This window comes from Variovorax sp. P2_H12, assembly GCF_056403395.1.
On sequence record NZ_JBFUFO010000009.1, the window covers coordinates 171,437 to 194,358 of the forward strand.

Annotated in this window: 22 protein-coding genes; 9 read left to right on the forward strand and 13 right to left on the reverse strand. The window is 66.0% G+C overall.

Annotated features, from left to right (window positions below; all coding sequences use genetic code 11):
• Positions 1-116: 116 nt before the first annotated feature.
• From AC1DYK_RS08515 to AC1DYK_RS08535, 5 genes are all read right to left on the reverse strand, one after another.
• The gene (locus AC1DYK_RS08515; RefSeq protein WP_478165869.1) at positions 117-2,189 is read right to left on the reverse strand and encodes a peptidase domain-containing ABC transporter; all 2,073 of its coding nucleotides are present in this window, start codon (positions 2,187-2,189) and stop codon (positions 117-119) included.
• Positions 2,190-2,866: 677 nt separating this feature from the next.
• A complete protein-coding gene (locus AC1DYK_RS08520) occupies positions 2,867-4,033 on the reverse strand; it encodes a JmjC domain-containing protein (RefSeq protein ID WP_478165870.1) in 1,167 nt (388 codons plus the stop codon).
• Between the two features lie 123 nt (positions 4,034-4,156).
• Entirely contained in the window at positions 4,157-5,419 is a 1,263-nt protein-coding gene (locus tag AC1DYK_RS08525) for an HlyD family secretion protein (protein WP_478165871.1), read from the reverse strand.
• A 376-nt stretch (positions 5,420-5,795) separates the two neighbouring features.
• Positions 5,796-5,921 carry a hypothetical protein gene (locus tag AC1DYK_RS08530; RefSeq protein WP_478165872.1) on the reverse strand — a complete coding sequence of 42 codons (126 nt, stop codon included), beginning with the start codon at positions 5,919-5,921 and terminating at the stop codon, positions 5,796-5,798.
• A 92-nt stretch (positions 5,922-6,013) separates the two neighbouring features.
• Positions 6,014-6,436 carry a hypothetical protein gene (locus tag AC1DYK_RS08535; protein WP_478165873.1) on the reverse strand — a complete coding sequence of 141 codons (423 nt, stop codon included), beginning with the start codon at positions 6,434-6,436 and terminating at the stop codon, positions 6,014-6,016.
• 362 nt (positions 6,437-6,798) lie between these two features.
• Between AC1DYK_RS08535 and ettA the strand changes: the two genes are divergently transcribed.
• The 6 genes from ettA (at position 6,799) to AC1DYK_RS08565 (ending at position 14,354) form a co-directional block, all read left to right on the forward strand.
• Entirely contained in the window at positions 6,799-8,460 is a 1,662-nt protein-coding gene (ettA, locus tag AC1DYK_RS08540; protein WP_478158075.1) for an energy-dependent translational throttle protein EttA, read from the forward strand.
• A gap of 51 nt (positions 8,461-8,511) precedes the next feature.
• Positions 8,512-9,822, forward strand: coding sequence for a PQQ-dependent sugar dehydrogenase (locus tag AC1DYK_RS08545; protein WP_478165874.1), 1,311 nt, complete (start codon positions 8,512-8,514; stop codon positions 9,820-9,822).
• Positions 9,823-10,014: 192 nt separating this feature from the next.
• Positions 10,015-11,100, forward strand: coding sequence for a hypothetical protein (locus tag AC1DYK_RS08550; RefSeq protein WP_478165875.1), 1,086 nt, complete (start codon positions 10,015-10,017; stop codon positions 11,098-11,100).
• Positions 11,091-12,242 carry a hypothetical protein gene (locus AC1DYK_RS08555; RefSeq protein ID WP_478165876.1) on the forward strand — a complete coding sequence of 384 codons (1,152 nt, stop codon included), beginning with the start codon at positions 11,091-11,093 and terminating at the stop codon, positions 12,240-12,242. Before AC1DYK_RS08550 ends, AC1DYK_RS08555 begins: the two co-directional genes overlap by 10 nt.
• A 44-nt stretch (positions 12,243-12,286) precedes the next feature.
• A complete protein-coding gene (locus tag AC1DYK_RS08560; RefSeq protein ID WP_478165877.1) occupies positions 12,287-12,931 on the forward strand; it encodes a hypothetical protein in 645 nt (214 codons plus the stop codon).
• Positions 12,932-12,935: 4 nt separating this feature from the next.
• Positions 12,936-14,354, forward strand: a complete 1,419-nt coding sequence (locus AC1DYK_RS08565) for a CsgG/HfaB family protein (protein ID WP_478165878.1) — start codon at positions 12,936-12,938, stop codon at positions 14,352-14,354.
• Between the two features lie 38 nt (positions 14,355-14,392).
• Here AC1DYK_RS08565 and AC1DYK_RS08570 read toward each other — a convergent pair whose 3' ends face one another.
• Complete coding sequence (locus AC1DYK_RS08570; RefSeq protein ID WP_478165879.1) at positions 14,393-15,766, reverse strand: TAXI family TRAP transporter solute-binding subunit; 1,374 nt, start codon at positions 15,764-15,766, stop codon at positions 14,393-14,395.
• A 220-nt stretch (positions 15,767-15,986) separates the two neighbouring features.
• On the opposite strand from AC1DYK_RS08570, the gene AC1DYK_RS08575 reads away from it, so the two are divergent.
• Positions 15,987-16,232 (forward strand): hypothetical protein, encoded by a 246-nt coding sequence (locus AC1DYK_RS08575; protein WP_478165880.1) that lies wholly within the window; start codon positions 15,987-15,989, stop codon positions 16,230-16,232.
• On the opposite strand, the gene AC1DYK_RS08580 is transcribed toward AC1DYK_RS08575, so the two are convergent.
• Entirely contained in the window at positions 16,202-17,215 is a 1,014-nt protein-coding gene (locus AC1DYK_RS08580; RefSeq protein WP_478165881.1) for a P1 family peptidase, read from the reverse strand. The genes AC1DYK_RS08575 and AC1DYK_RS08580 overlap by 31 nt on opposite strands.
• A 90-nt stretch (positions 17,216-17,305) precedes the next feature.
• Between AC1DYK_RS08580 and AC1DYK_RS08585 the strand changes: the two genes are divergently transcribed.
• Positions 17,306-17,779, forward strand: coding sequence for a Cd(II)/Pb(II)-responsive transcriptional regulator (locus AC1DYK_RS08585; protein WP_478165882.1), 474 nt, complete (start codon positions 17,306-17,308; stop codon positions 17,777-17,779).
• Positions 17,780-17,782: 3 nt separating this feature from the next.
• Here AC1DYK_RS08585 and AC1DYK_RS08590 read toward each other — a convergent pair whose 3' ends face one another.
• From AC1DYK_RS08590 to AC1DYK_RS08615, 6 genes are all read right to left on the reverse strand, one after another.
• A complete protein-coding gene (locus AC1DYK_RS08590; RefSeq protein ID WP_478165883.1) occupies positions 17,783-18,733 on the reverse strand; it encodes a glycerophosphodiester phosphodiesterase in 951 nt (316 codons plus the stop codon).
• Between the two features lie 149 nt (positions 18,734-18,882).
• Positions 18,883-19,401 carry a DUF1439 domain-containing protein gene (locus AC1DYK_RS08595; protein ID WP_478165884.1) on the reverse strand — a complete coding sequence of 173 codons (519 nt, stop codon included), beginning with the start codon at positions 19,399-19,401 and terminating at the stop codon, positions 18,883-18,885.
• Between the two features lie 104 nt (positions 19,402-19,505).
• Positions 19,506-20,312, reverse strand: a complete 807-nt coding sequence (locus AC1DYK_RS08600) for an amino acid ABC transporter ATP-binding protein (protein ID WP_478165885.1) — start codon at positions 20,310-20,312, stop codon at positions 19,506-19,508.
• A complete protein-coding gene (locus AC1DYK_RS08605; RefSeq protein ID WP_478165886.1) occupies positions 20,296-20,949 on the reverse strand; it encodes an amino acid ABC transporter permease in 654 nt (217 codons plus the stop codon). The genes AC1DYK_RS08600 and AC1DYK_RS08605 overlap by 17 nt, the downstream gene beginning before the upstream one ends.
• Before the next feature lie 7 nt (positions 20,950-20,956).
• Positions 20,957-21,619, reverse strand: coding sequence for an amino acid ABC transporter permease (locus tag AC1DYK_RS08610; RefSeq protein WP_478090883.1), 663 nt, complete (start codon positions 21,617-21,619; stop codon positions 20,957-20,959).
• A 92-nt stretch (positions 21,620-21,711) separates the two neighbouring features.
• Positions 21,712-22,503, reverse strand: coding sequence for a transporter substrate-binding domain-containing protein (locus AC1DYK_RS08615; RefSeq protein ID WP_478165887.1), 792 nt, complete (start codon positions 22,501-22,503; stop codon positions 21,712-21,714).
• Between the two features lie 242 nt (positions 22,504-22,745).
• Between AC1DYK_RS08615 and AC1DYK_RS08620 the strand changes: the two genes are divergently transcribed.
• The gene (locus AC1DYK_RS08620; RefSeq protein WP_478165888.1) at positions 22,746-22,904 is read left to right on the forward strand and encodes a hypothetical protein; all 159 of its coding nucleotides are present in this window, start codon (positions 22,746-22,748) and stop codon (positions 22,902-22,904) included.
• The last annotated feature ends 18 nt before the right edge of the window (positions 22,905-22,922 follow it).

Genomic DNA, 22,922 nt, shown 5'->3' on the forward strand with positions numbered 1-22,922 from the left:
AGGAGTGGGAGCCTGAAAACCGTGTAAAGGTCTTCTTCGTCCCCGGCAGAGAGCCGGCGTTGCGGGCAACTGGACCCGGCAACAGGCGTTATTGTCTCATGAGTTGGGGTTGACCCTCATTCGAGGATGTTGCGTGGGGCCATCGCAGCGGGAGAGAGCTCAATCACGCGCATCGCCATCGCGATCGTTTCGGGCCGGTGCGCAATCGCGATGCGCGTCATCTGAAGCTTGCCGATCGCCTCGATGACCTCCTTTTCCTTGGGCACGTCGAGATGGCTCGTTGCCTCGTCGAGCAAGAGCAGGCTGGGCTGCCGATACAGCGCCCGCGCCAGCAGGATGCGCTGTTTCTGGCCGCCGGACAGGCTGCTGCCCATGTCCCCGACCAGCGTGTGATAGCCCATCGGCATGGCCAGGATCTCCGCATGGATCGCGGCAACGCTGGCGGCGCCCTGAACGCGTTTCAGGTCGATCGATTCGTCAAAGCCGGCGATGTTGTCCTGCAGACTGGCCGAGAAGAGCTGGTCGTCCTGCATCACCGCCCCGACCTGCCGCCGCCAATTGCTCACCCCAAGCCGACCGAGCGGCACGCCGTTGACGCGGACTGCACCTTCGGTGGGTTCCAAGAGCCCGAGGATGATCTTCGCCAGCGTGGACTTGCCGCAACCGGTCGCGCCGACGATGGCCACATGCTCGCCGGTGCGGATCTCGATGTTGACGTGCCGCAGCACCCACGGCGTTCCGCTCCCATAGCGGAAGCTGACGTCGTCGAGCACGATCCGAGCGCCTTCTGTCGCCTCCAACTGGACGATGGAGCCCTCCAACCGCTCCGGCTCGGCAAGCACGATGTCCGAAAGACGCTCGACGTGCAGCCGCAGCATCCTGACGGCCATCAGGTTGTCGATGAAGCGCTGCATCCGCGAGGAGAACTCGTCCTTGTACGAAACGAAAGCCATCAGCATGCCCACCGTGAGCGTGCCGCCGATGGCCATGGCCGCGCCCAGGCCCAGCACCGCGATGCTCTCCATCCCGAAGACCAGGCTGTAGCCGGCGCCGAAGGCCAGGGTCATCCTTTGCGTGCTCGTTCGGCGGTTGGTGGCCAGCGCGACCATGTTCAGCCAGCGCGCGACGCGCTGGTCTTCGAGGCCCGCGATCTTGATCGTCTGGACGGCGCGCAGGCTTTCGAGGAAATGCGTTTGCGCCCTGGCATCGTGCGTGAGCACCTCGTCGTTTGCGCGATGGAAGGCGCCGTGCGGCAGCACGCGGATCGCTGCGTAGAGCAGCACCGCGGCAACCACCACCGAGGCCAGCTTCACGCTATACAAAAGCATGACCAGCAACGTCACCAGCGCGAAAAGGCCGTCGAGCAGGATTTCGACCAGCTTGCCAGTGACGGCCTGCTGGATGCTCTGCATCGACTGGAAGCGCGACACCACGTCGCCGGTATGCCGCACTTCGAACCATTGCGCGGGCAGGTGCAGCAGATGTCCCATGATCCGCGCCGCCCACTGCACGCCGAACTGCACCGAGGCGACGATGCCGAGCCAGCCGCGGGCCGCTTCCAGGGCCACCTTGATCAGGGTGGTGAGCCCGAAGCCGATCACCAGCAGCCAAAGCAAATCGACATCGCCCGAGACGACCGCGCCGTCAACGATCCATTGCGTGAACAACGGCGCAACAAGCAGCACGACCTGCAGGCTGGCGGCCAGTATGAAGAGCTGGCCCAGGCTGCGCTTGAGCCCATGGAGCGGGCCCACCAATTGCCGCCATCCGATGGGCGGCTTGGGCGCGATGCGCTCGAACTCGGGCGCGGGCGTGAGTTCGAGGGCCACGCCGGTGAAATGAGGACCGGCCTCGGCGATCGTCATGCGGCGCTCGCCGGATGCCGGATCGTGAATGGTCAACCTGCCGCGTGCGCATCGGGTCAGAACGACGAAATGGCTCATGTTCCAGTGCAGGACGCAGGGGAGGGCGAGCTGGGACAGTTCGTTCAAGTCCAGACGCAGTGGCCGCGCTTGCAGGCCGATCGCTCTTGATAACGCGATGAGATCCGCGAGGCTCGAACCGCGCATGGAAATGGCAAACCGGGCTCTCAACTCGCTCATTTCGAAAGCCCGGCCGTGATGGGCGGCGACATAGCCTAGACAAGCCAACCCGCATTCTGTCGAGGTCGTTTGAAGATAGGTGGGCATGCGAGCTGGTGGAGGGAGGGGCCGCAGGGCGATTGCGTCATCAAATATCGATCAAATGGTGTGGGAAATTAGATCTATGCTTCAATATAAGGAAACAAGCAAGACCACGTCTTGCTTGTGATGGTTAGTTTAAAAAATAGCTAATCATTCCAGATGCAATGCTAAAAATTATGGCGACAGTGAATATTGGATTGATTTTGCCTATTTGATTCTCCGAGGTTACTATCTTCAATTTGTTGAGTATGATGGCAATCGAAACGATGAATATGCCAATCGCAATCAGAATTTTTGAGATTTCGCTCATGCTTGAGATGTTGCTCTGATTAACCTTGATCGCTTTCGAAAATGCCGTTATTTGCAAGCCCATCGCCAATCATGAGGCCGCCCATGTACGCAGCTAACCCGGCCCCTGCGGCGCCGACCCACCCAACAGGGGTCGCGGCGATCGCCACTGCCAAACCTACGCTGGCAATGCCCGTCCCGACTTGACCCCAATTCGCTGCTCCGCTGACCAATTCCATATCCGATATCGTTAATTCTCTCATTTTATTTTCCCTTGATGAATTTGATGAACTGAATGATTGATTCTGGGTAAATGAATTTATTCTATAATTCCTCCCTTTTTGTTTGGATGGATGACTCGGGAGATGGAGTTGTGGATGAATTTCGATCTCAGATCACTTTGGATGAGCCGGAGGCAAAAAACTGGGAATCAGAGAAGCGACGTCTCGTGCCACGAGTTCCTCCATTAGTGTTTGTGCCTTGTTGCAATGTGTCGGGCACGGCGACGATTCAGCGGTGGATATAGTTGCCTGCGAAAAAAGGGCGGTCATGTGTTTGCGGCTCGCTTCGTCCACCGAGATTGCGTGGCCGTTGACGCTGACTTTTGCGGATAGTCGTGTCGTCCTGTAAGCTGAGTTCAATCTGAACTCATTTCGCGACGTGGTCGGTCTCGGTCGGCCAAACGTTTCGATGCAAAACCTTGAAACCACCCGCTCGCCGGCGATGACTTCCTGCTTGAAGGCATCGAGGAACGACTCCGTTTGCAAGAGTTCCTGCGCCGCCTTTGCGGCCCGCTCAAGGCTGGCCACGTCGTTGATCTCGGCCTTGAGTGATCTGCGCAAGTCAATGGCGGAAGGCAGCGTCTTGAAGCAGGACCATGCGATGTAGTCTGTGAACCGCATCGGGTGCACGCCGACGGCAATGTGGAATGTCTCTGCGCCCTCCAGCGGAATCGCCTCGTGCCACCAGCCGCGGGGAATGTAGAGAACGTCGCCGGCTTCCAGATATCCGTCGAACAGAGGCTCCCGAGTACATTCGTGCAGGTGCTCCTTGCTCTTCTGATGAGGCAATGGAAGAGGAAATGTGGGAGCGAAGACACGCCAGTGCTTGCGGCCGATAAGCTGCACCGCGAAAACGTCATGGGTATCCCAATGTTTGGCGAAGGTGCCCTTGCCGCCGAATGCGACATAGCCATTGGCGACTGCTCTTTCGCCAACGAATCGGGCGATTTCCATGGTGAGGTCGTGAACGGCTTCCGACTTCGCTTCCAAGCGGTTCAGCACCAGGGTCGCGCCATCGCGCAGCAACGCGTAGAAGATATCCTTGACGATCTTCGAACGTTGCGTCGTGAGATCCATGAATGTCTCTGTGTAGCGCTCAGCGGGAACGATTCCGTCCTTGAAGAGCAGAAGCGATCCGTCGTGGGGATCCCACGCGAACAGGGCGGTGTTGATGTCCTTCCAGGTCACGGGCGTGCAGGTCAATGCGCCCTTCCGGAAGAGGAATTTTCTCTCGTAGTAATCCTTGAGAAACTGCTCGCTCGATACGCCAAGATCCATCATTTTGTGAAACTCCCTGGTTGAAAGAGGTTGGCCTAGCCGATCCTGGAATCTGCTCGAAAAATTCCGACGATCCGGCCAGCAAGACAAGGAGCGCGATGAGGTGTTTCTGCATTGCCTTTCCCTCTAGTAGACGTACTTCTGCATTCTCATCAGCGGCTCCAGCACCCACTCAATCAAGCGCCTGCGTTCCTGCTCGATATCCGCTTCAAGCGCCATGCCCGGCATCAGCGGCACCGACTTGCCGTATGCGATGACGCTTTGCGAATCGAGCCGCACCGTCACCCGATACACGCCCTCCTGATGGGGCAGCGCGAGCGGAGGCATGGCGGTGAAGTCGCTGGGTTGCAGCGGACTGCGCGAGACTTCGGTGACCGTCCCGGTGTACTGGCCGAACTTTTGATAGGGATAGGCTTGGTAGCGAATGCGCACCGGCTGACCTGGCTCGACGAACCCCACCGCGCGCGAAGGGGCGAAGAGCTGGGCAACCAGTTCCGCGCCTTCGGGCAGCAGCGTGGCGAGCGCTTGGCTGCCCGCGGGTTGCCCGACCTGCGCCGTGATGGCGGTGACGATGCCGTCGAGGGGCGCGGTGACGGCGAGCCGATCACGCGTCTGTGCTTCGGCCGATTCCTGATCCAGGGCGGCGAGGACGCGTTCCAGTTCGCCGATCTGGTTATCGGTGCGCGTGGAGGTCTGGCTCAGTTCGCTTTGCACCGAGACGACGTTGTTTGTCAATTCGGCCTGTAGACGCTGCGCCGAGATCAGCTGCGCGCGCAGCATTTCGAGCTGGTCCTCTTTGTCCTGCAGCGCGACTTGTGAGATGAAGCGTTCGCGTTCCAGAACCCGATGGCGCTCGAGCATCCTTTCCGCCACCACGATGCGACGCGCGTGCAGGTCGATCTCCTGCTGGCTGCGTCGGCGTTGCTCCAGCAATGCTTCCAGCCTTCCGCGCAGGCCTTGCTTCGTCTGCTCGCGCAGGAGCTTTGCTGACTCCACGGCGCGCAGCAAGCTTGCGTGGCGCTGCGCCAGCGATTCGGCCTGTACATCTGAAAGCCGTGCGTGCCCTGGCATGTCGGCGGCTCGTCGCTCGTCGGCGAGTACGAACAGCACCTCACCGCGGCGCACGTGCTGGCCCTCTTCGACGTGTCTTCGGGTCACCACGCCGGGTGTCGTGGCAAGGATGCGTATGGCACCTTGCGTGGGCACCAGGAGCCCCGCAGCCGTGGCTCGCTTGGTATAGCTGCCGATCACGAGATAGCCGCAAATGACCAGTGCGATCAGCGCGCCCGTCAGAGCGAACGCCCAGCTTGGCCACGACCGCGCCAGCACAATGGGGCCGTGCAGGGCCCCGGCCCCCGCCTTCAGCGCTTCGGTACGGAACAGGCTCATCGCCTCACCGCTAAATTTCGAAGGTGCGTCAGCGGTTGGCGGGCGCTCAGCAGCCTGCTGGGGTGAGCAAACGGATGTTGCGGCTCCGAATACGGTCGCCGCAAGCGCTGCGAAAAATGTCCTGACCTCATGTTTCCCTTCCATGCTTTGGGAGGTTTGAGTTGCGGAACTCACTCTAGAGAGGTTCGCGTACTGCGCCTGCAGGATCGATCTGAAGTGTCGGTAGAAGCTCGGAGAACTTTGCTGGGAAATTTCTGAAAGTTTTCGAGCACGACGATGGGTCGCCGCCCTCAGGACGTGGGTCGACAAAACCGAGCCGCGCACCGCGATGCGTCAAACCCTTGCCTTGTTGATATGACCAGAAGGAGGTGTCGGTCTACTTCAATTCGGATCGCGACGGGACACGGCGCTGCGTGCGCGGCTCAGCGGGGTGATGCGCGTCGCGCACGGCGCCGGCGGGCGGCGTCGATAAAGCGAGCATGAACGAGGAAGAAGTCTTCATGGGTCCAACCTGAGTGAAGTCAGAGAGCTGGCTGGGTCGGCGCTGGTTGGCGCTGCCTGGCTGTGATGCGGTTCGAGCGGCGGCTGGTGCATTCAGCAACCGGCCTCCGAGATCTGCTGCACGACCAGCGACAGAGGCCTGGCGGACATCTGATCGCCGTGCATCGTCGACACGACGCTTCGATCGCGCCCAAGCGCTTGGACGATCCCCGCGAGATGCCGGCCGCCCAGGCGGCTCAGGCCGCAGGCGGCGTAGGCCTTGGCGGCTGCGGTCGCCCGCGTCGAGCCTGCCACCTGCAAGAAGACCGACTCGGCGTCGGACGCCTGCAACAGTCTTTCGAAAAGAAGGTCGGATGCAGAAAGCTGCCCCGCGAATCCGACGAGTCCCCGCAGAAAGTGCTCGCTGCGCTCCAGTTGCTGGATGTCCGCGGGCGCCGCCGGGTAGGGTGCAGCGTGGCCTGCAGAGGCAAGCGCCAGGAAAAGCGCGAATGCTGCGCGTGGTTTCGACGACGGCATGGCGGGCGGGCAGGTTGGAGATCCCCACTCTAGGGAGCCCCGCATCCCGTGTCTGCAGGACGAGTTTCAGGGCGGCAGCCGATGTTTCTGGTGCCGCGCGAGAAGCGTCGGCTGCCGAGCCGATGAAAATGCTGGCGGCATTGTTGAAGCCGCCGTTGCCAGCCCCAAATGAGGGCCTGAGTTAGACTCGGCAGGCATTTCGCGCCAGCGCGCAGCAGCAGCAAGCGCCTGTCACGCCGAAACTCCCTTCGATCCAGCGCACGGGCGAGGCGACCCCTCCCGATTGCCGAACCGGACTTGCGCGCCGGGTCGAGGCCGGTTTTCCCATCTTTCCAGCAGCCCATCACCGAGTAGAAATAGACATGGCCCAGTACGTCTACACCATGAACAAGGTCAGCAAGACCGTGCCGCCCAAGCGGCAGATCTTGAAGGACATTTCGCTGTCGTTCTTCCCCGGCGCCAAGATCGGCGTGCTGGGCCTGAACGGCTCTGGCAAGTCGTCGCTGCTCAAGATCATGGCCGGCATCGACAAGGAGATCGATGGCGAGGCGCTGCCGATGCCCGGTCTCACGATCGGCTACCTCGAGCAGGAACCCAAGCTCAATCCCGAGCACACGGTGCGCGAGTCGGTCGAGGAAGCGATGGGCGCGGTCTACAAGGCCAAGGCGCGGCTCGAAGAGGTGTATGTGGCCTACGGTGCCGAGGATGCCGATTTCGACGCGCTCGCCGCAGAGCAGGCCGAACTCGAAGCCATCATCGCGACCGCCGGCACCGACTCCGAGCACCAGCTCGAGATCGCAGCCGACGCGCTGCGCCTGCCGCCGTGGGACGCCAACATCGGCGTGCTGTCGGGCGGCGAGAAGCGCCGCGTCGCGCTGTGCCGCCTGCTGCTGAGCAAGCCCGACATGCTGCTGCTCGACGAACCGACCAACCACCTGGACGCCGAATCGGTCGAGTGGCTCGAAGTCTTCCTGCAGCGCTTCCCGGGCACCGTGGTGGCGATCACCCACGACCGCTACTTCCTCGACAACGCCGCCGAGTGGATCCTGGAGCTGGACCGCGGCCGCGGCATCCCATGGAAGGGCAACTACAGCACCTGGCTCGAGCAGAAGGGCGAGCGCCTGGCGCAGGAGCAAAAGGGCGAGGAAGCCCATGCCAAGGCCCTGAAGAAGGAACTCGAATGGTCGCGCCAGAACCCCAAGGCGCGCCAGGCCAAGAGCAAGTCGCGCCTGGCCCGCTTCGAGGAACTGAGCGATTTCGAATACCAGCGCCGCAACGAGACGCTGGAGATCTTCATCCCGGTCGCGGAGCGCCTGGGCAACCAGGTGTTCGAGTTCAAGAACGTCAGCAAGTCCTTCGGCGACCGCCTGCTGATCGACAACCTGAGCTTCGAGGTGCCCGCGGGCGCGATCGTCGGCATCATCGGCCCGAACGGCGCCGGCAAGTCGACGCTGTTCAAGCTGATCGCCGGCAAGGAGCAGCCCGACAGCGGCGAGGTGGTGGTCGGCCAGACGGTCAAGATGGCCTTCGTCGACCAGAACCGTGATGCGCTGGCCAACGAGAAGACGGTCTGGGAAGACATCTCGAACGGCCTCGACATCATCAATGTCGGCAAGTTCCAGATGGCCAGCCGGGCCTACGCCGGGCGCTTCAACTTCAACGGCGCGGACCAGCAGAAGAAGGTCGGCACGCTGTCGGGCGGTGAGCGCGGGCGGCTGCACCTGGCCAAGACCCTGATCGCGGGCGGCAACGTGCTGATGCTCGACGAACCGTCGAACGACCTCGACGTCGAAACCCTGCGGGCGCTGGAAGACGCGCTGCTCGAGTTCGCCGGCTCGGTGCTGGTGATCAGCCACGACCGCTGGTTCCTCGACCGGATCGCGACCCACATCCTGGCGGCCGAAGGCGACAGCCAGTGGACCTTCTTCAACGGCAACTACCAGGAGTACGAAGCCGACAAGAAGAAGCGCCTGGGCGAAGAAGGCGCCAAGCCGCATCGGATGCGCTTCAAGGCGCTAAAGTAGTCAGGCAAAAAGACCCGGGCGCGTCGCGGCGCCCGTCCGAAGGAGCGTGCAATGGCAGCAGCGACTCGGTACTTTCTTGCGACGGCCCTGGCCGCCCTGGCCGGTTGCGGGGGCGGCGGTGGGGGCGCCAGCGTCTCGGTCGCCGCCTTCGGTGTTAGCGCCATCGCGACGCCGACCCCGGCCCCGCCGGCCGGCAGCGTCGCCACGCCGCCTGCTCCACCCGCACCCGCACCTGCACCGCCCGCGGCGTCGACGATGTCGGTCAAGGTCACCGAGCTGGCGACCGGCCTCGACATCCCGTGGGGCCTGGCCTTCCTGCCCGATGGCCGGATGCTGATCACCCAGCGCGGCGGCCAGCTGCGGCTGCGCAATGCCGACGGTTCGCCGGTCAACGGCGGAGCCGACCAGGTCGCCGGCGTGCCGCCGGTCGCCGCGGTGGGGCAGGGCGGCTTGCTCGACATTGCGGTGGACCCGGACTTTGCGAGCAATCGCCGCATCTATTTCAGCTTCTCCGAGCGCGACGGATCGAATCCCGGTCTCAACGGCACTGCGGTCGCACGGGCCGAACTCGATGCGGCCAGCCGCAGCCTCGTCAACCTGACCGTCATCTACCGGCAGTCGCCCAAGGTCGACAGCACGGCGCATTTCGGGTCCCGGCTGGTGTTCGATCGCAACGGCTATCTGTTCGTGTCGTTGGGCGACCGCCTGCTCGACACCCAGCGCGGCTTCGCGCAAGACCTCTCGCGCGGCAACGGCAAGGTGGTGCGCATCACCACCGAGGGCGCGGCTGCACCGGGCAATCCTTTCGCCGCGACCCCCGGCGCGCAGCCCCACATCTGGAGCTATGGCCACCGCAACCCGCAAGGGGCGGCACTGCATCCCGTGACCGGCGAGCTCTGGACCAGCGAGCACGGCCCCCAAGGCGGCGACGAACTCAACCTGACCCTGGCCGGCCGAAACTGCGGCTGGCCCCTGATCAGCTACGGCCAGGAATACGGCACCCTCACGCAGGTCGGCGTCGGCACGGCGCAGGCCGGGCTCGAGCAGCCGCTCACCTACTGGGAAAAGAGCGACGGCTCGGCCTGGACCCCGGGCACGCCGAAGTCGTCGATCGCGCCGAGCGGCCTGGCTTTCTACACCGGCGACGCGCTGCCCGACTGGAAGGGCAATCTCTTCGTCGGCGCGCTGGCCGGCACCGCGCTGTGGCGGCTGACGCTGGACGGCAATGCCGTGATCGCCCGCGAACGGCTGCTGGCCGACCGTGGCGAACGCATCCGCGATGTGCGGCAGGGGCCCGACGGCTGGCTCTACCTGCTGACCGACAGCAGCAACGGCAAGCTGCTGCGGCTGCAGCGCCAGTGAACGTATCTTCAGTCGAAAGTTGTTGTTTTTACGTGTAACAGTTGATGACGTAAAATCCGCGCACTTTTTTAGTGCGAGCGGGATATCGGCATGGGTATGGGGATGGGGATGGAAATGGCGCGGCGTTGCCGCGGCCTGGTCTTGGTTTTTTTGGGGATTCTGGGGTTCGGCGGTCCGGCATTCGCAGTCACGGTGTCCCTCGCGGGCTTCGCGTACTCGGGCGACGCGCAGAGCATCCCGAGCCGCTTTCCGTATTCGCAGCGCTTCGCGGCCTCGCTCGGGGGGACGGGTGTCAATGACCTGATCCGCCAGGCGGTGGCGACGCAGCCGCCCCGGGCCTTCGAGCTCGACACCGTCAATCTGGCCGAGCTCAAGGGGCGCGACCAGTCGATCACGGTGGCGCTCGTGATGAGCGGCGAGACGGTCTCGACCGAGCAGTTCGGTGGCTACTCCAAGCTTTTCATCCAGCTGCGCGCGCAGGCGATGTTCTTCGACTTCAAGACGATGACCGTGCTGCGTGCCTATCCCTTCAGCGTGGCCTATGTGGACCTGCTGGACCACGCGCCGACCGAGGACGAGCTCGCCAGCCGCGTCCGCACGCTCTATCTTGGTGCGGGCACGACGCCCGGCATCGTCGCGCGCTTCGCCGATGCGCTGGGCCGCGCTTCGCTGCCGAGCCAGGTGCCGCGCTTCCTGCAGGTCTCCCAGGCCACGGTGAGCGACGAGGCGCGCAAGGCGCTGCCTGCCGCGCTCGCCGCCCAGCCCGGCGTGGCCGAGACCTGGGTCGCGGACATGCTGAGCGAAGCCATCTCGAGCCGCACCGGTGTGCCGATCCTTCCCTATGCGAAGGGCCATGCGATCGGCCAGGTGATGTCGATGCGCATCGCGGACGGTTCCGTGTACGAACTCAAGCTGCCGGAGCCCGACTACGCGATCGTGGTCGACGTGTCGCGCTTCGGTCGCTTCGAACACGCCAAGGTCGCCGCCGGCACGAGCTACATCTATGCCTCGAAGGTGCAGCTGAAGATCCACCAGCCGCTCTCCGGCCGCGTGTACCTCGAATCCGAATTCAAGAACGGCGAGGTCAAGACGGTTCCGTCCTCGCAGCAGACCGTGGACGATTTCCCGGCCTACAGCGACAGCCTGCGCGGCCTGTTCACCAAACTCTCGAACGTCCTCGCCGGCCCCGGCGACGCCTGGCTCAAGGATGCCGCGGCGAACAAGGACATCGACAAGCAAATCACGGCCACCAAAGAGGTACTCAATCTATGCAAGTAATCCGCAACGTCTTCCTGATGCTGCTCATGGCCGCGGCGGCCTTCACCGCGCAGGCGCAGGTCGCCAACGCGCGCGGCAAGGCTTCCGTGACCTACCAGGGCTCGGTGTTCGGCAGCAAGGCCTCGGCCGACGACAAGCAGAAGGCCTTGCGCGAAGCGCAGGTCAAGGCGGTCGAGTTCTACTACGCCGAGGCGGGGCAGGCGGAGTCGGCCAACTTCGATGCGATCCGCGATCGCGTGGCCGCCAATCTCGACAAGTTCATTCTCGAGACGACGGTGCTGGACGAACAGGACCAGACCGACAAGCACGTCTACACCGTCACCGTGCGCACCTCGATCAACGTGGCGCAACTGCGCAACGCGGTGAAGGCCGGCTCGGCGACGCAGGCCGTGGCGAAGGGCGACAAGTCGAAGCTGACCTTCCTGTTCGTCTCGCGCCAGGTCGACTCGGAGAAGAGCTTCGACGACCGCGTCTACCAGCGCGTCGATCGCGGCGTGAAGATCGACGCGAAGGGCTCCGACGATCGCAGCGGGGTCGAGGGCGAGTCGATCGGCAATGGCCGGATCGGCACCAATGCATCGGTCAAGCGTTCGACCTCGATCGAGGCCAAGCGCACCGACACGATCGAGACCGGCGGCAGCACGACGCGCAAGTCCAGCGAATCCACCTGGCGCATCTTCCCGAGCGCCAACCTCAACTCGGTGTTCACCGGTGTCTTCGCCTCGGCGGGCTTCAAGGTGCTCGAAGCCGCCTTCGTCGAGCCGTACACCAACGGCCTGCTGAAGATCAAGAACGTCGAGAACGACTACAAGAGCGGCAACGACCTCGACCCGGCCACGCTGCGCGATGTCGTGCGCGGGCTGCAAGCGGCCCAGGTGCCGTACCTCGCATTCGGCACGCTCGACGTCGGTCTCGCCGACACCGATCCCGCCAGCGGCCTGAAGCGCGTGGCCGTGACCGTCACCGGCAAGATCCTCGATCTCAGCAGCGGCATCCCCGAAAACCTGTCGACGGTCGGCCCGGTGCAGTACGCCGGCGTCGGCCCGACCGAAGCCGAAGCGCGCGGCAACGCCCTCAAGAAGGCCGCCGACAGCGCCGCGCGCGAACTCGTGAGCCAGGTCACCAACATCGGCCTGCGCTGATGCGCCGGTCTTTCTTCTTTCTTCCCTTTTCTTTCTCGAACGTCATGAAATTCAACGCCATCGCTCTTGCCTGCGTCCTCGTCTCGTCCTCGGCCTTCGCCCAGTTGTCCATGCCATCGATCGGTGGCCTGACCGGCGGCGGTTCGTCGTCGGCGCCCGCGGGCAACGAAGGCGCCCAGCAGGATCAATTGGTGCGCGCCTATGTCGCCGCCAACAAGGAGGTGCTGGTGGCCCAGTCGAAGATGGCCGAAGCCGTCGGCCTGAAGGAATCGGCGGCCAAGCTCAAGTCGACGGCGGATGCGCTCGGCGACGGCGCGACCAAGGGCAACCTGTCGGATGCCGACAAGATCCAGAGCGATTCGTCCAAGGAAATCAGCGAGCGCCTGAAGGACGGCAACCTCAAGATGGATGCCGAGTCGCAGTCGCTCTACGCCTCGGGCATGGCGTCCCTGGGCACCGGCGTAATCAAGTACATCGGCCTGCGCCCGCACATCACGAATTTCGCCAGCACGCTCAAGGCATCGCCGATGCTGGCCATGACCAAGCTGAGCTCGGGCGCCTACGTGGTGACGAACTTCCCGGGCAATGCCAAGAACGTCTACGACACGCTGAGCGTCTCGACGGCCTACGCGAAGAGCCACGACATCCCGGTGCCGACCGACGCCACCAAGGCGCTGGGCTCGTTCTGATCCCATGAAGCTCAACCGACTCGCACTGGCCGCGCTGGTGGCTCTTTCGGTCGCGGCCTGCGACAAGGCCAAGCCGCCCGAAGCCCCCGTGGCCGCCACACCGCCGGCCGCTCCGGCAGCGCCGGTGGCGCCGATGCCCGACGTGGGCAAGGTCGGCACCGTGACGGTCAACGCCAAGGGCGCCGGCGCGTCGGCGGCCGAAGCCGTCGATGAAGCCATCCGCATGGCGCTCAAGCAGGCCAACGGCCAGACCGTGGACCTGAGTTCCGAGCAGTTCAAGGTCACGCTGTCGCTGGCGCACGGCAAGGATGCGGAGGCGCTGCGCGCCAACGCGTTCGCCGAGCACATCGTGCAGAGCGCCGGCGGCGCCATCACGGGATTCAAGGTCAAGCAGCTCGACGGGCCGGACAGCCGCGGCTTCTACAAGGCCGATATCGACGCCGAGGTGGCCAAGTTCACGCCGGCGGCGGCCGACAGCAAGAAGCTGAAGATCGTGATCGCGCCGCTGCGCTTCGACACCGACGCGTTCGCGGTCGGCGGACGCAGCGTGCCGGCCGACAAGGTGGCCGAGGACCTGCGTCAGCAGATCCTCGCGGCACTGACCAACACCGGCCGGTTCACGGTGCTCGACCGCGACCTGGGCGGCGAGGTGGCACAGGAGCTCGACCTGATCTCGTCGGGTCAGGCGCCGCGCGCCGAGTTCGGCAAGCTGGGCCAGGCGATGAGCGCCGACGTGGTGTGGGTCGGCAAGATCAGTTCCTTTGCCTACAACCGCCACGCGCGCAAGCTGCAGACCAGCGACCGTGAGCTGGTGAGCTACTCGGGTGGCTGGGCCGTCTCGCAGAAGCTGGTGAACGTGGCGACGCGCCAGGTGATGCTGTCCGAGTCGCTGCGCGGCGAGGCGCCGAACGTGGCCGCCACGACGCTGGGCACCAGTGTCGACGGCGCCCAGGTGAGCGAGGGCATGCAGAACGACATCGCCAGCCGCATCGTCTCGGGCATCGTCTCGCGCACCTTCCCGGTGACCGTGATTTCGCGCGAGGGCGATGCCGTGGTGCTGAGCCAGGGCGGCCAGGCCGTTCGCGAAGGCGCGCGTTACCGGCTGGTCCACATGGGCAAGGAGATGTTCGACCCGCAGACCAACCAGTCGCTCGGTCGGGTCGAGTCCGACTGCTGCGAAGTCGTGATCGACCGCGTGACGCCCAGCATGGCGCAGGGCCGTCTCGAGCGCGTGCAGATGAATCTCGATGGCCTGCAGCCCGGTGCGCTTCAACTGCGCGGGGTGGTGTCGGCGCGCGTTGCCGCGGCGACGGGCAGCTCGGCTCAAACTGATGCGCCGACGGTCAAGCCGAAGCAGGCCGCGCCGCGGGCCGCGACTGCGCCTGCCGCGGCGAAAGCGCCCGCCGTCGACGACAAGTGGTGAGTGGGTGAGTTGCCGGCCCTCGGGACATCGCCCGAGGGTCAGGCAGCTTCCGAAGCGAAAGGCCGTCCTCGTTGGGCGTCGCCCGGCGCGCTCGCCAGCACCCGCTTGCGGACCGTGTGGATGTTGTTGCGCAGCGCATAGAGCTCGTCGGCATACGAGAGCGGCACCGCGACCTTGTTGACCACGCGGTCGAGCTCGGCCAGTTCCTTGAGCAGCGCGTCGGCGTCGCCCGTGCGGGCGTCGAGCTTGTGCTCGACCTCGCGCAGCCGCGCGTACCAGCGGAACACGCGGCGCCGCACCCGGAACTGGTAGAGCGGCGGCACCACGCGCGACAGCGGCAGCATCAGCACCAGCAAGCCGCCCAGCACCAGCCACATGCGCTCCACCAGGTTGCTGGCCCAGAAGGGCAGGTAGCGCTGCCAGAACGGCGGCGTGCCGTTGATCGCGCGGTCGCCCTCGGGGCTCACCGGCAGTTCGCTGGTGCGCGTGTTGGGGAAGTCGCGCGCCCGGTTGAACCAGCCGGCGCCGCCGTGCAGGGTCTGGGCGGTCTGCGCGAACAGCTGGCGCAGCGCCGGATGGGTTTCCTCGCGCGACAGCAGCGAGGTGGTGGCGGCGAGCAGCGAGACGTCGTGCGAAGGCAGGTCGGCGGCCAGGTCGACCACGCCGCGCGGCAGGGTCACGGGCTGCAGGAAGGCGAAGCGCCGCGAGTAGGCGTCGCTCTGGGCGAAGTCCATCAGCTGGATGTCGGGCGCGCGCAGCAGCTTCTGGACCAGCGGCGACTGCGGGGCCGAGGCCAGCACGACGACGTCGAGCAGGCCGGCCTGCAGCGCCTCGGTGGCGGGGGACTGCTCGAGGTTCGACAGGTCCAGCGTGGCCGGGTCCATGTGGTTGGCGCGGAACATCCGGTCCATGATGTCGGGCACGCCGCTGCCGGGCTTGTCGACGTTGATGCGCAGGTCCTTGAACTGCGTCAGCGAGGTCAGGGTGCCGGTCTTGCGGTCGATGCGCTTCGCCGCATCGGTGCGGTAGAAGAACCACAGCGGCTCGAAGAACAGGCTGCCGAGCGAGGTCAGTCCGCCTTGCTCGTCCTTCACCGGGTCGGCGCTGCCGCCGCGCACGAAGGCGACGTCGGCCCCGTCGCTGCGCAGCAGTTCCAGGTTGTCGAGCGAGCCGTCGGTGGGCTTGAGCTCGACCTCGATGCCATTGGCCTTGAGCGCCTCCGCATAGCGCTGGCCGAATCCGGCGTAGGCGCTGCCCGCAGGCCCGGTGGCGAGCACCACGCGCTGGGGCGGCTGCGGCTGCAGCCACCAGTAGGCGGCGGCCAGCAGGGCGATGACGAGGAAGATGACGGGCCCGGCGGAGGCGATCAGGTCGCGGATCGACAGCAGGAACAGGCGGATGGCTTGGGGCATGCGGCGGCAGGTTGGAAACGGGGCTCGTGAACGCCGCGGGCGCGGCAGCGGCATTTTCTTTGCTTTCCGGGGCGGGATGGTTACAAAGCGCGTGAAAAACGCGCGTGGGCCACTTGCTTAGCAAGGCTTCGGAGACGCGTCAATCCATCCGCCGGGTTATTGATGCACCGGCTGGACGCGTGCCCAATGCATGGACCGAAGCTCTCGCGCTCGCCGGACCATGAAGAACCTCAAGACCCACCTGCTGTCCACGGCCAAGCTGCTGCTGGCCCTGCTCGCGATCGCCGCGCTGCTGCTGATCGCCGGGCGCGACCTGTTCACGCTCATCTCGCCGGTGAAGCTGCTGCTGTACTCGGGGCTGGGCGCGCTGCTGCTGATCGGCGTCGTGTCGGTGCAGGCCGCGGCGCTTCGGACCCTGTCTTCCGCCGGGTGCGCTCAGGGCAGGTCCGCGGCCGCCGGGAAATAGCTCTCGCCGATGCGCAGCGAGCGCGCGGCCCGCACCGCGCGCACGGTCGCCAGTGCCACGACTTCGGCCGCCATCGTGCTGAGCACCGTCATCCCCGGGGCGTCATCGCCCTCGAGCGGCACGCGGCCGGTGGCCAGCGCAAACAGCGTATCGCCGTCGCTCATCGTGTGGACCGGATTGATCGCGCGCGCCAGGCCGTCATGGGCGACGGTGGCGAGCCGGTTGGCCTGCACCTTGGTCAGCACCGCGTCGGTCGCGACCACGCCCAGCGTGGTGTTGGTGCCGGCCAGCAGCGGCTTCGGCAGTTCGCCTCGCAGCAGGGCGCGGCGGGTGTCGAGCAGTGCGCTGCCGTCCTCGGTGCGCGCGCCAGCGACGACCTGCGCGGTGTCCGGGTCGATCACGTCGCCGAGCGCGTTGCAGGCGATCAACGCGCCGACCGTGACGCCCTTGACGGTGACCGACGCGGTGCCGATGCCGCCTTTCATCGCCCGATCGACGCCGAACAGCTTGCCGACCAGCGCGCCGCTGCCGGCGCCCACGTTGCCTTCGGCCGGCGCCGCCCGCGATGCCGCCTCGCAGGCGGCATAGCCGGCGTCGGCGTCGGGCCGGATGCGCGCATCGCCGACCGGCAGATCGAACAGCACGGCGGCCGGAATGATCGGCAGGGTGCCGAAGCGCACGTCGAGGCCGATGCCCCGCTCTTCCAGCCAGCGCATGGCGCCGTCGGCGGCGGCCAGCCCCCAGCCGCTGCCGCCCGCGAGCATCACGCCGTGGACCTGCTGGACCAGGTTGCCCGGCGCAAGCAGGTCGGTCTCGCGGGTGCCGGGCGCCGCACCCCGCACGTCCACGCCCGCGACCGCGCCGTCGCGCGCGAGGATGACGGTGCAGCCGGTGGGCCGGCGGGGGTCGGAATAGTGGCCGACCTCGATGCCGGCGACGTCGGTGATGGCGCTGGGCGCCGCGAGTGAAGATTGATCAGACATCGGCTGCGATTATCGGGCGCGCCGCGCGGCTTGCCGAACCCGGGCGCCGCTGCGATGATTCAAACCCTGAAGTCACTTGAAGGTCATCCGATGACGACTGCGAATTTCTCCGGAACGCCGGCTTACCGCATCGGCGATGCGGCGGCGCGCAGCGGCGTGACCGCGGCCAACATCCGCTACTACGAGAAGGAAGGGCTGATCGCCCCGCCGGGCCGGGGCGACAACAGCTACCGCTTCTACAGCGACGGCGACGTGCACCGCCTGCGCTTCATTCGCCTTTGCCGCGCGATGGACATGTCGCTCGACGAGGTGCGCACGCTGCTGGGGCTCGACCTGCGCAGCAAGGCCGATTGCGATGCGGCCTGCGTCGCGCTCGACGCCCACCTGGGCCACGTGCGCGAACGGCTGCGCGAACTGCGCTCGCTCGAGAAGGATCTGATCGCGCTGCGCGACTGCTGCGACGGCACCGACGCGATGTGCCACATCATCGAGACGCTGCATGCGCGCGCCGATCACCAGCCCGCGGCACCCCCCCAGCGGGCACGCGCCGCGCGCCACGTCTGAAACTCAACGCCCCGGTTTGGCCGGCAGCGGGACCCCGCGCTCGCCGAGCAGGTCGCGCAGGATCGCCGGGTCGTCCGTGATGATCCCGTCCACGCCCCAGTCCAGCAGGCGCGTCATGTCGGCGCGCTGGTTCACGGTCCAGGGCAGCACGGCCAGGCCGAGCGCATGGGCTTCCTGCACCAGCGCCGGCGTGAGCTCGCCGTAGGCCGGCGACCAGATCACCGGACCGCCGCCGTCGCCGGCCGCGGCCTTCACGAGCTTCGGCGCCGAACCGAAATCCTCGATCCTCAAGCCCGCGGTCCAGCGGCTGTCCTTGAGCGTCCGGGCGCTCGTCAGATAGGCGCGCGGCAGCCCCGGCGCGTCGCGGCCGACGAGGGCCAGAGAGCGCCAGTCGAAGCTCTGGACCGTCACGCGCTGCGCCATGCCGGCCTTGTCGATCTCGGCCAGCAGGGCGCGGACCATCTGTTCGGGGGATGCGGTTTCTTCCGGGCGGCCCGGGTCCAGCTTGGTCTCGATGTTGAAGCGGACCGCGGTCGCGCCCAGTTGATTGACGCGCGCGAACAGCGCGGCGAGTGTCGGAATGCGTTCGCCATCGGCCCAGAGTTGCTTGGGGAAGGGCTTGCCGTAGCTGCTCGCGGGATCGATCCGGCCGACGTCGTAGGTCTGCAACTGCGCCAGCGTCATCGAGCGGATGGACGGTCCCTTGGCCTTGAGAAAGTCGCCGCGGGCATCGCGCGTATGGTCGGGGTTCAGCACCGTGTCGTGCGAGATGACCACCATGTTGTCGGCGCTCAGGCCGATGTCGAGTTCGAGCGTCGTGACACCGATCTCGATCGCGTGGGAAAACGCGCTCAGCGTGTTCTCGGGCGCCAGCGCGCGGCCGCCGCGGTGCGCCTGCAGGTCGACATTGCGTGGCGTGGCAGCGGGGGGCGCTGCGCACCCGGCGATCAACATGGCGGAAGAGACGAGGCCGAGTGCGAAGCGGCGCGAAGTGCGAGTCAGCCCAGCCAGGAGGAGAGCAAGAGATACCGCGGAACCGGCTTTGCCGGGCCGCTGGTATCGCCCCCTCGAGGGGGAGGCGCCGCAGGCGCTTCGGGGGGGAGTCATTTCAGTACCACCGTGATGCCGTCGTCCTGCACCGTGATGTCGCCGATCTCGTAGGTCTTGCGCCCGACGGTGAGTTCTTCGGGTTTGAAGGTGCGCAGCGGCTGGTCGCGCAGCAGCTCCTGGGCGACCACCGCGCCGATCTGCTGCAGCCGCTCGGCATCGCGGCCGGTCAGGCCCTGCAGCTCGATCCGGTCGGCCTGCGGCCGGTCGAGCCGCACGGCACGCGCAGCGGGGTCGTACTTGAGTGCGCTGCTCACCGAGACGAGGCCCTCCACCGAGGGCGGCCGCAGCAGCGGGCTGGCGATCGAGAGCACCGCGGTGATCGCCGCCCGGTTGTTGCGGGCGTCGAGCGACAGCTGCGGGTCGCGCAGCGCCACCGTGAAGATCTCGGCATAGCGCTGCTGAACCGGGAAGCGCTTGGCTACCTGCGCTTGCAATTCCTCGCGGCTGGCGGTGTATTCGCTGGTGAAGAAATTGAAGCCGGCCAGCGCGGCGAGCGGGGCGGGAAGGGCCACGGCGCCCAACAAGGTGCGCAGCAGCCGTCGACGGGAGGAAAGCGGGCGGAGTGGCATACGGCTCGGAGCTTGCCACAGGCCGGGGGTTCCCCGGCCGCGAAACCTCAATCGTGCAACGATGAAAGAAACTGTTGCAGCTCCGGGGTGCGCGGATTTCCGAACAACGCCGCGGGCGGCCCCATCTCGTGCACCCGACCCTGGTGCATGAAGATCACGCGGTCGCTGACCTTGCGGGCGAAACTCATCTCGTGCGTCACCATCAGGAGGGTCATGCCCTCGACCGCGAGCGATTCCACCACCCGTAGCACTTCGCCCACGAGTTCGGGGTCGAGCGCGGAAGTGATCTCGTCGCACAGCAGCACCGCCGGCTCCATCGCCAGCGCGCGGGCAATCGCCACGCGCTGCTGCTGGCCGCCCGAGAGCTGGTCCGGCATGGCATCGAATTTCTCGGCCAGGCCGACGCGGGCGAGCAGCTTGCGCGCCTGCGAGGCGGCCTCGATGCGGCTGCGCTTCTTGACCAGCGTCGGCGCCAGCATCACGTTGCGCCCGACCGTCAGGTGAGGGAACAGGTTGAAGCTCTGGAAGATCATGCCCACGTGCTGGCGCAGCTCGCGCATGGCCATCGCGCTCTCGTGCAGCAGCGGCTTGCCGTCGACCGTGAGCGAGCCTTCCTGGAACACCTCGAGGCCGTTGATGCAGCGCAGGAGCGTGCTCTTGCCCGAGCCGCTCTTGCCGATGATGGCGATCACCTCGCCGCGCCGGACCTCGAGGTCGATGCCCTTGAGCACCTCGTTGCTGCCGTAGGACTTGCGCAGCGCGGTGATGCGCACGATGGGTGCGGCGGACGGCCGGGCCGCGGGTTCGGCTTCGGATGCGGATGCGGATGCGGGGGCTTCAGCGACGAACGACATGGATCTTCCTCTCGAGGTTCCTGGCGTACAGGCTCACGGGAAAGCACAGCACGAAATAGAGCAGGGCGACGCAGCTGAACACCACGAAGGGCTTGAAGGTCGCGTTGGAGATCATGCTGCCGGCCTTGGTGAGCTCGATGAAGCCGATCACCGAGGCCAGCGCGGTGCCCTTGATCACCTGCACCAGGAAGCCGACCGTGGGCGCCACCGCGATGCGCGTGGCCTGCGGCAGGATCACGTGGCGCATCTGCTCGCGAAAGCTCAGCGCCAGGCTGCCCGAAGCCTCCCACTGGCCCTTCGGGATCGAGGCCACGCAGCCGCGCCAGATCTCGGCGAGAAAGGCGCTGGTGTAGAGCGTGAGCGCCACCGAGGCCGCGGTCCAGGCCGAGACGTCGATGCCGAGCAGCGCGATGCCGAAGTAGGCCAGGAACAGCTGCATCAGCAGCGGCGTGCCCTGGAACACCTGCACGTAGAGGCCGATGAGCCGATCGACGACAGGCCCGCCCGACAGCCGCGCGAACAGCAGCAGGCCGCCGACCACGCCGCCGCCGACGAAGGCGATCAGCGACAGCGCCACCGTCCAGCGCAGCGCCAGCAGCAGGTTGCGCAGGATGTCCCAGAGCGAAAAGTCCGACATGAGCGATTCACTTTCCGAAGAAGTACTTGGGACCGGCCCAGTTCAACAGGCGGCGTGCACCCACCGACAGCGCCAGGTAGATCACGGTCGCCACGATGAAGGCCTCGAAGGCGCGGAAGTTGCGGCTCTGGATCAGGTTGGCGGCGTAGCTCAGTTCCTCGGTCGAGATCTGGCTGCAGACCGCCGAACCCAGCATCACGATGATGATCTGGCTCACCATCGCGGGCCAGACCTTCTTCATCGCCGGCGGCAGCACCACCCGCGTGAACACCTGCACCTTGTCGAGCGCCAGGCTCACCGCGGCCTCGATCTGGCCGCGCGGCGTGGCCTCGATGCCGGCGCGGATGATCTCGGTCGAGTAGGCGCCGAGGTTCAGCACCATCGCGATCACCGAGGCCACCTCGGGCGACAGCTTGAAGCCCGCGGCCGGCAGGCCGAAGAAGATGAAGAACAGCTGCACGATGAAGGGCGTGTTGCGGATCAGCTCCACATAGCTGCCGACCACCCAGCGCAGCCAGGTGGGGCCGCTGGCGCGGGCCCAGGCACAGCCCACGCCCACCGCCATGCCGATCACGGTCGCGATCGCCGTGAGCGCCAGCGTCCACAGCACGCCCCTGACGAGCAGGGGCCATTGGCCGAGGACGGCGCCGAAGTCGAATTCGATGCCCATGGCCTAGTCCGCCGCCGGGCCGCCCCAAGGCGGACTGCACCCCCTCGGGGGGCGTTGAATACACGAAGTGACGAGCATGGGGCCTCGTCCTTTCAGACCGGCAGGTCGCCGGCCGGGCGGCCGAGCCATTTCTTCGCCATCGCGTCGAGCGTGCCGTCCTTCTTGGCGTTGGCGATGATCTCGTTGACCTTGGCCTTCAGCGGCTCCTCGCCCTTGGCGATGCCGATGAAGCAGGGACTGTCCTTGAGCAGCAGCTTGTACTCGGCGCCGAGCTGCGGGTTCTTCTGCATCATGTCGCCGGCGACCGCGGCGCTGGTGGCCAGGGTCTGGGTCTGGCCGGCCACGAAGGCCGCGATGGTGGCGTTGTTGTCCTCGAAGCGCTTGTACTCGAGGCTGGCCGGCGCGACCTTGGCGAGTTCCTGGTCCTCCATCGCGCCGCGCGTCACGGCGACCGTCTTGCCGCCCATGTCGGCGAAGCTCTTGACGTTGAGGCTCCTGGCTGCGTAGACCGCCTGGAAGAAGGGCGCATAGGCGGCCGAGAAGTCGATCACCTTCTCGCGCTCTGCGTTCTTGCCGAGCGTGGAGATCACGAGGTCGGCCTTGCGGGTCTGGAGGTAGGGGATGCGGTTGGCGCTGGTCACCGCCACCAGTTCCACCTTGACGCCGAGCTTGCCCGCGATCAGCTGCGCCATCTCGACGTCGAGACCCTGCGGCGTCATGGTCTTGTCGACCGATCCGTAGGGCGGGTAGTCGGTCGGTACCGCGATCTTGATGAGCTTTGCCTTCAGCACGTGGTCGAGTGCGGTCTGGGCGTGCGAGACGCCGGTGGCGAGCAGTGCGGCCGCGGCGAGGGCGAGCGCGATGCCGCGCTGGGAATGCTTCATGACAGGGCTCCTGGGTAGGTCGATGAATCGTCGGGTGAAGGAACGGCCGTGGCCGCCTTGCGTCTCCTTCGAAGGAGCCGGTATGCAAGAGGTGTGCCTCGCTCTGGTGACACCCAAAAAAAAAGGCCCGCACGAGGCGGGCCGAACCTTGATTGCACTTGCAGCAATAACTAGCAACCCGATTTTCGCGCGGTCCGGCCCTTTCGGGTGTAAAAAATTCACATGCCTTCGGCTACAAACCCATGAACTCCGAGATCCTCCGCACCACGGATCTCGAGGCCGGCCTCGACAGGAGCGTCGGAGGGAGTGGCGGGGCCCGGCGGGCAGCCAGCGACTCCAGCGTTTCGGCAACCCTGATCGAAGCGCCGTCGCCCCGCCGCCTCCAGGCCCTGGCGATCTGAACCAGTTCTGCGGGGCTC

What these genes read in the sequence shown, in the direction of transcription:
- AC1DYK_RS08515 (WP_478165869.1), bottom strand. Translation starts at nt 2,189, where the DNA reads ATGCCCACCTATCTTCAAACGACCTCGACAGAATGCGGGTTGGCTTGT.
- AC1DYK_RS08520 (WP_478165870.1), bottom strand. Translation starts at nt 4,033, where the DNA reads ATGATGGATCTTGGCGTATCGAGCGAGCAGTTTCTCAAGGATTACTAC.
- AC1DYK_RS08525 (WP_478165871.1), bottom strand. Translation starts at nt 5,419, where the DNA reads ATGAGCCTGTTCCGTACCGAAGCGCTGAAGGCGGGGGCCGGGGCCCTG.
- AC1DYK_RS08530 (WP_478165872.1), bottom strand. Translation starts at nt 5,921, where the DNA reads ATGAAGACTTCTTCCTCGTTCATGCTCGCTTTATCGACGCCGCCCGCC.
- AC1DYK_RS08535 (WP_478165873.1), bottom strand. Translation starts at nt 6,436, where the DNA reads ATGCCGTCGTCGAAACCACGCGCAGCATTCGCGCTTTTCCTGGCGCTT.
- ettA (WP_478158075.1), top strand. Translation starts at nt 6,799, where the DNA reads ATGGCCCAGTACGTCTACACCATGAACAAGGTCAGCAAGACCGTGCCG.
- AC1DYK_RS08545 (WP_478165874.1), top strand. Translation starts at nt 8,512, where the DNA reads ATGGCAGCAGCGACTCGGTACTTTCTTGCGACGGCCCTGGCCGCCCTG.
- AC1DYK_RS08555 (WP_478165876.1), top strand. Translation starts at nt 11,091, where the DNA reads ATGCAAGTAATCCGCAACGTCTTCCTGATGCTGCTCATGGCCGCGGCG.
- AC1DYK_RS08560 (WP_478165877.1), top strand. Translation starts at nt 12,287, where the DNA reads ATGAAATTCAACGCCATCGCTCTTGCCTGCGTCCTCGTCTCGTCCTCG.
- AC1DYK_RS08565 (WP_478165878.1), top strand. Translation starts at nt 12,936, where the DNA reads ATGAAGCTCAACCGACTCGCACTGGCCGCGCTGGTGGCTCTTTCGGTC.
- AC1DYK_RS08570 (WP_478165879.1), bottom strand. Translation starts at nt 15,766, where the DNA reads ATGCCCCAAGCCATCCGCCTGTTCCTGCTGTCGATCCGCGACCTGATC.
- AC1DYK_RS08575 (WP_478165880.1), top strand. Translation starts at nt 15,987, where the DNA reads ATGAAGAACCTCAAGACCCACCTGCTGTCCACGGCCAAGCTGCTGCTG.
- AC1DYK_RS08580 (WP_478165881.1), bottom strand. Translation starts at nt 17,215, where the DNA reads ATGTCTGATCAATCTTCACTCGCGGCGCCCAGCGCCATCACCGACGTC.
- AC1DYK_RS08585 (WP_478165882.1), top strand. Translation starts at nt 17,306, where the DNA reads ATGACGACTGCGAATTTCTCCGGAACGCCGGCTTACCGCATCGGCGAT.
- AC1DYK_RS08590 (WP_478165883.1), bottom strand. Translation starts at nt 18,733, where the DNA reads ATGTTGATCGCCGGGTGCGCAGCGCCCCCCGCTGCCACGCCACGCAAT.
- AC1DYK_RS08600 (WP_478165885.1), bottom strand. Translation starts at nt 20,312, where the DNA reads ATGTCGTTCGTCGCTGAAGCCCCCGCATCCGCATCCGCATCCGAAGCC.
- AC1DYK_RS08605 (WP_478165886.1), bottom strand. Translation starts at nt 20,949, where the DNA reads ATGTCGGACTTTTCGCTCTGGGACATCCTGCGCAACCTGCTGCTGGCG.
- AC1DYK_RS08610 (WP_478090883.1), bottom strand. Translation starts at nt 21,619, where the DNA reads ATGGGCATCGAATTCGACTTCGGCGCCGTCCTCGGCCAATGGCCCCTG.
- AC1DYK_RS08615 (WP_478165887.1), bottom strand. Translation starts at nt 22,503, where the DNA reads ATGAAGCATTCCCAGCGCGGCATCGCGCTCGCCCTCGCCGCGGCCGCA.
- AC1DYK_RS08620 (WP_478165888.1), top strand. Translation starts at nt 22,746, where the DNA reads ATGAACTCCGAGATCCTCCGCACCACGGATCTCGAGGCCGGCCTCGAC.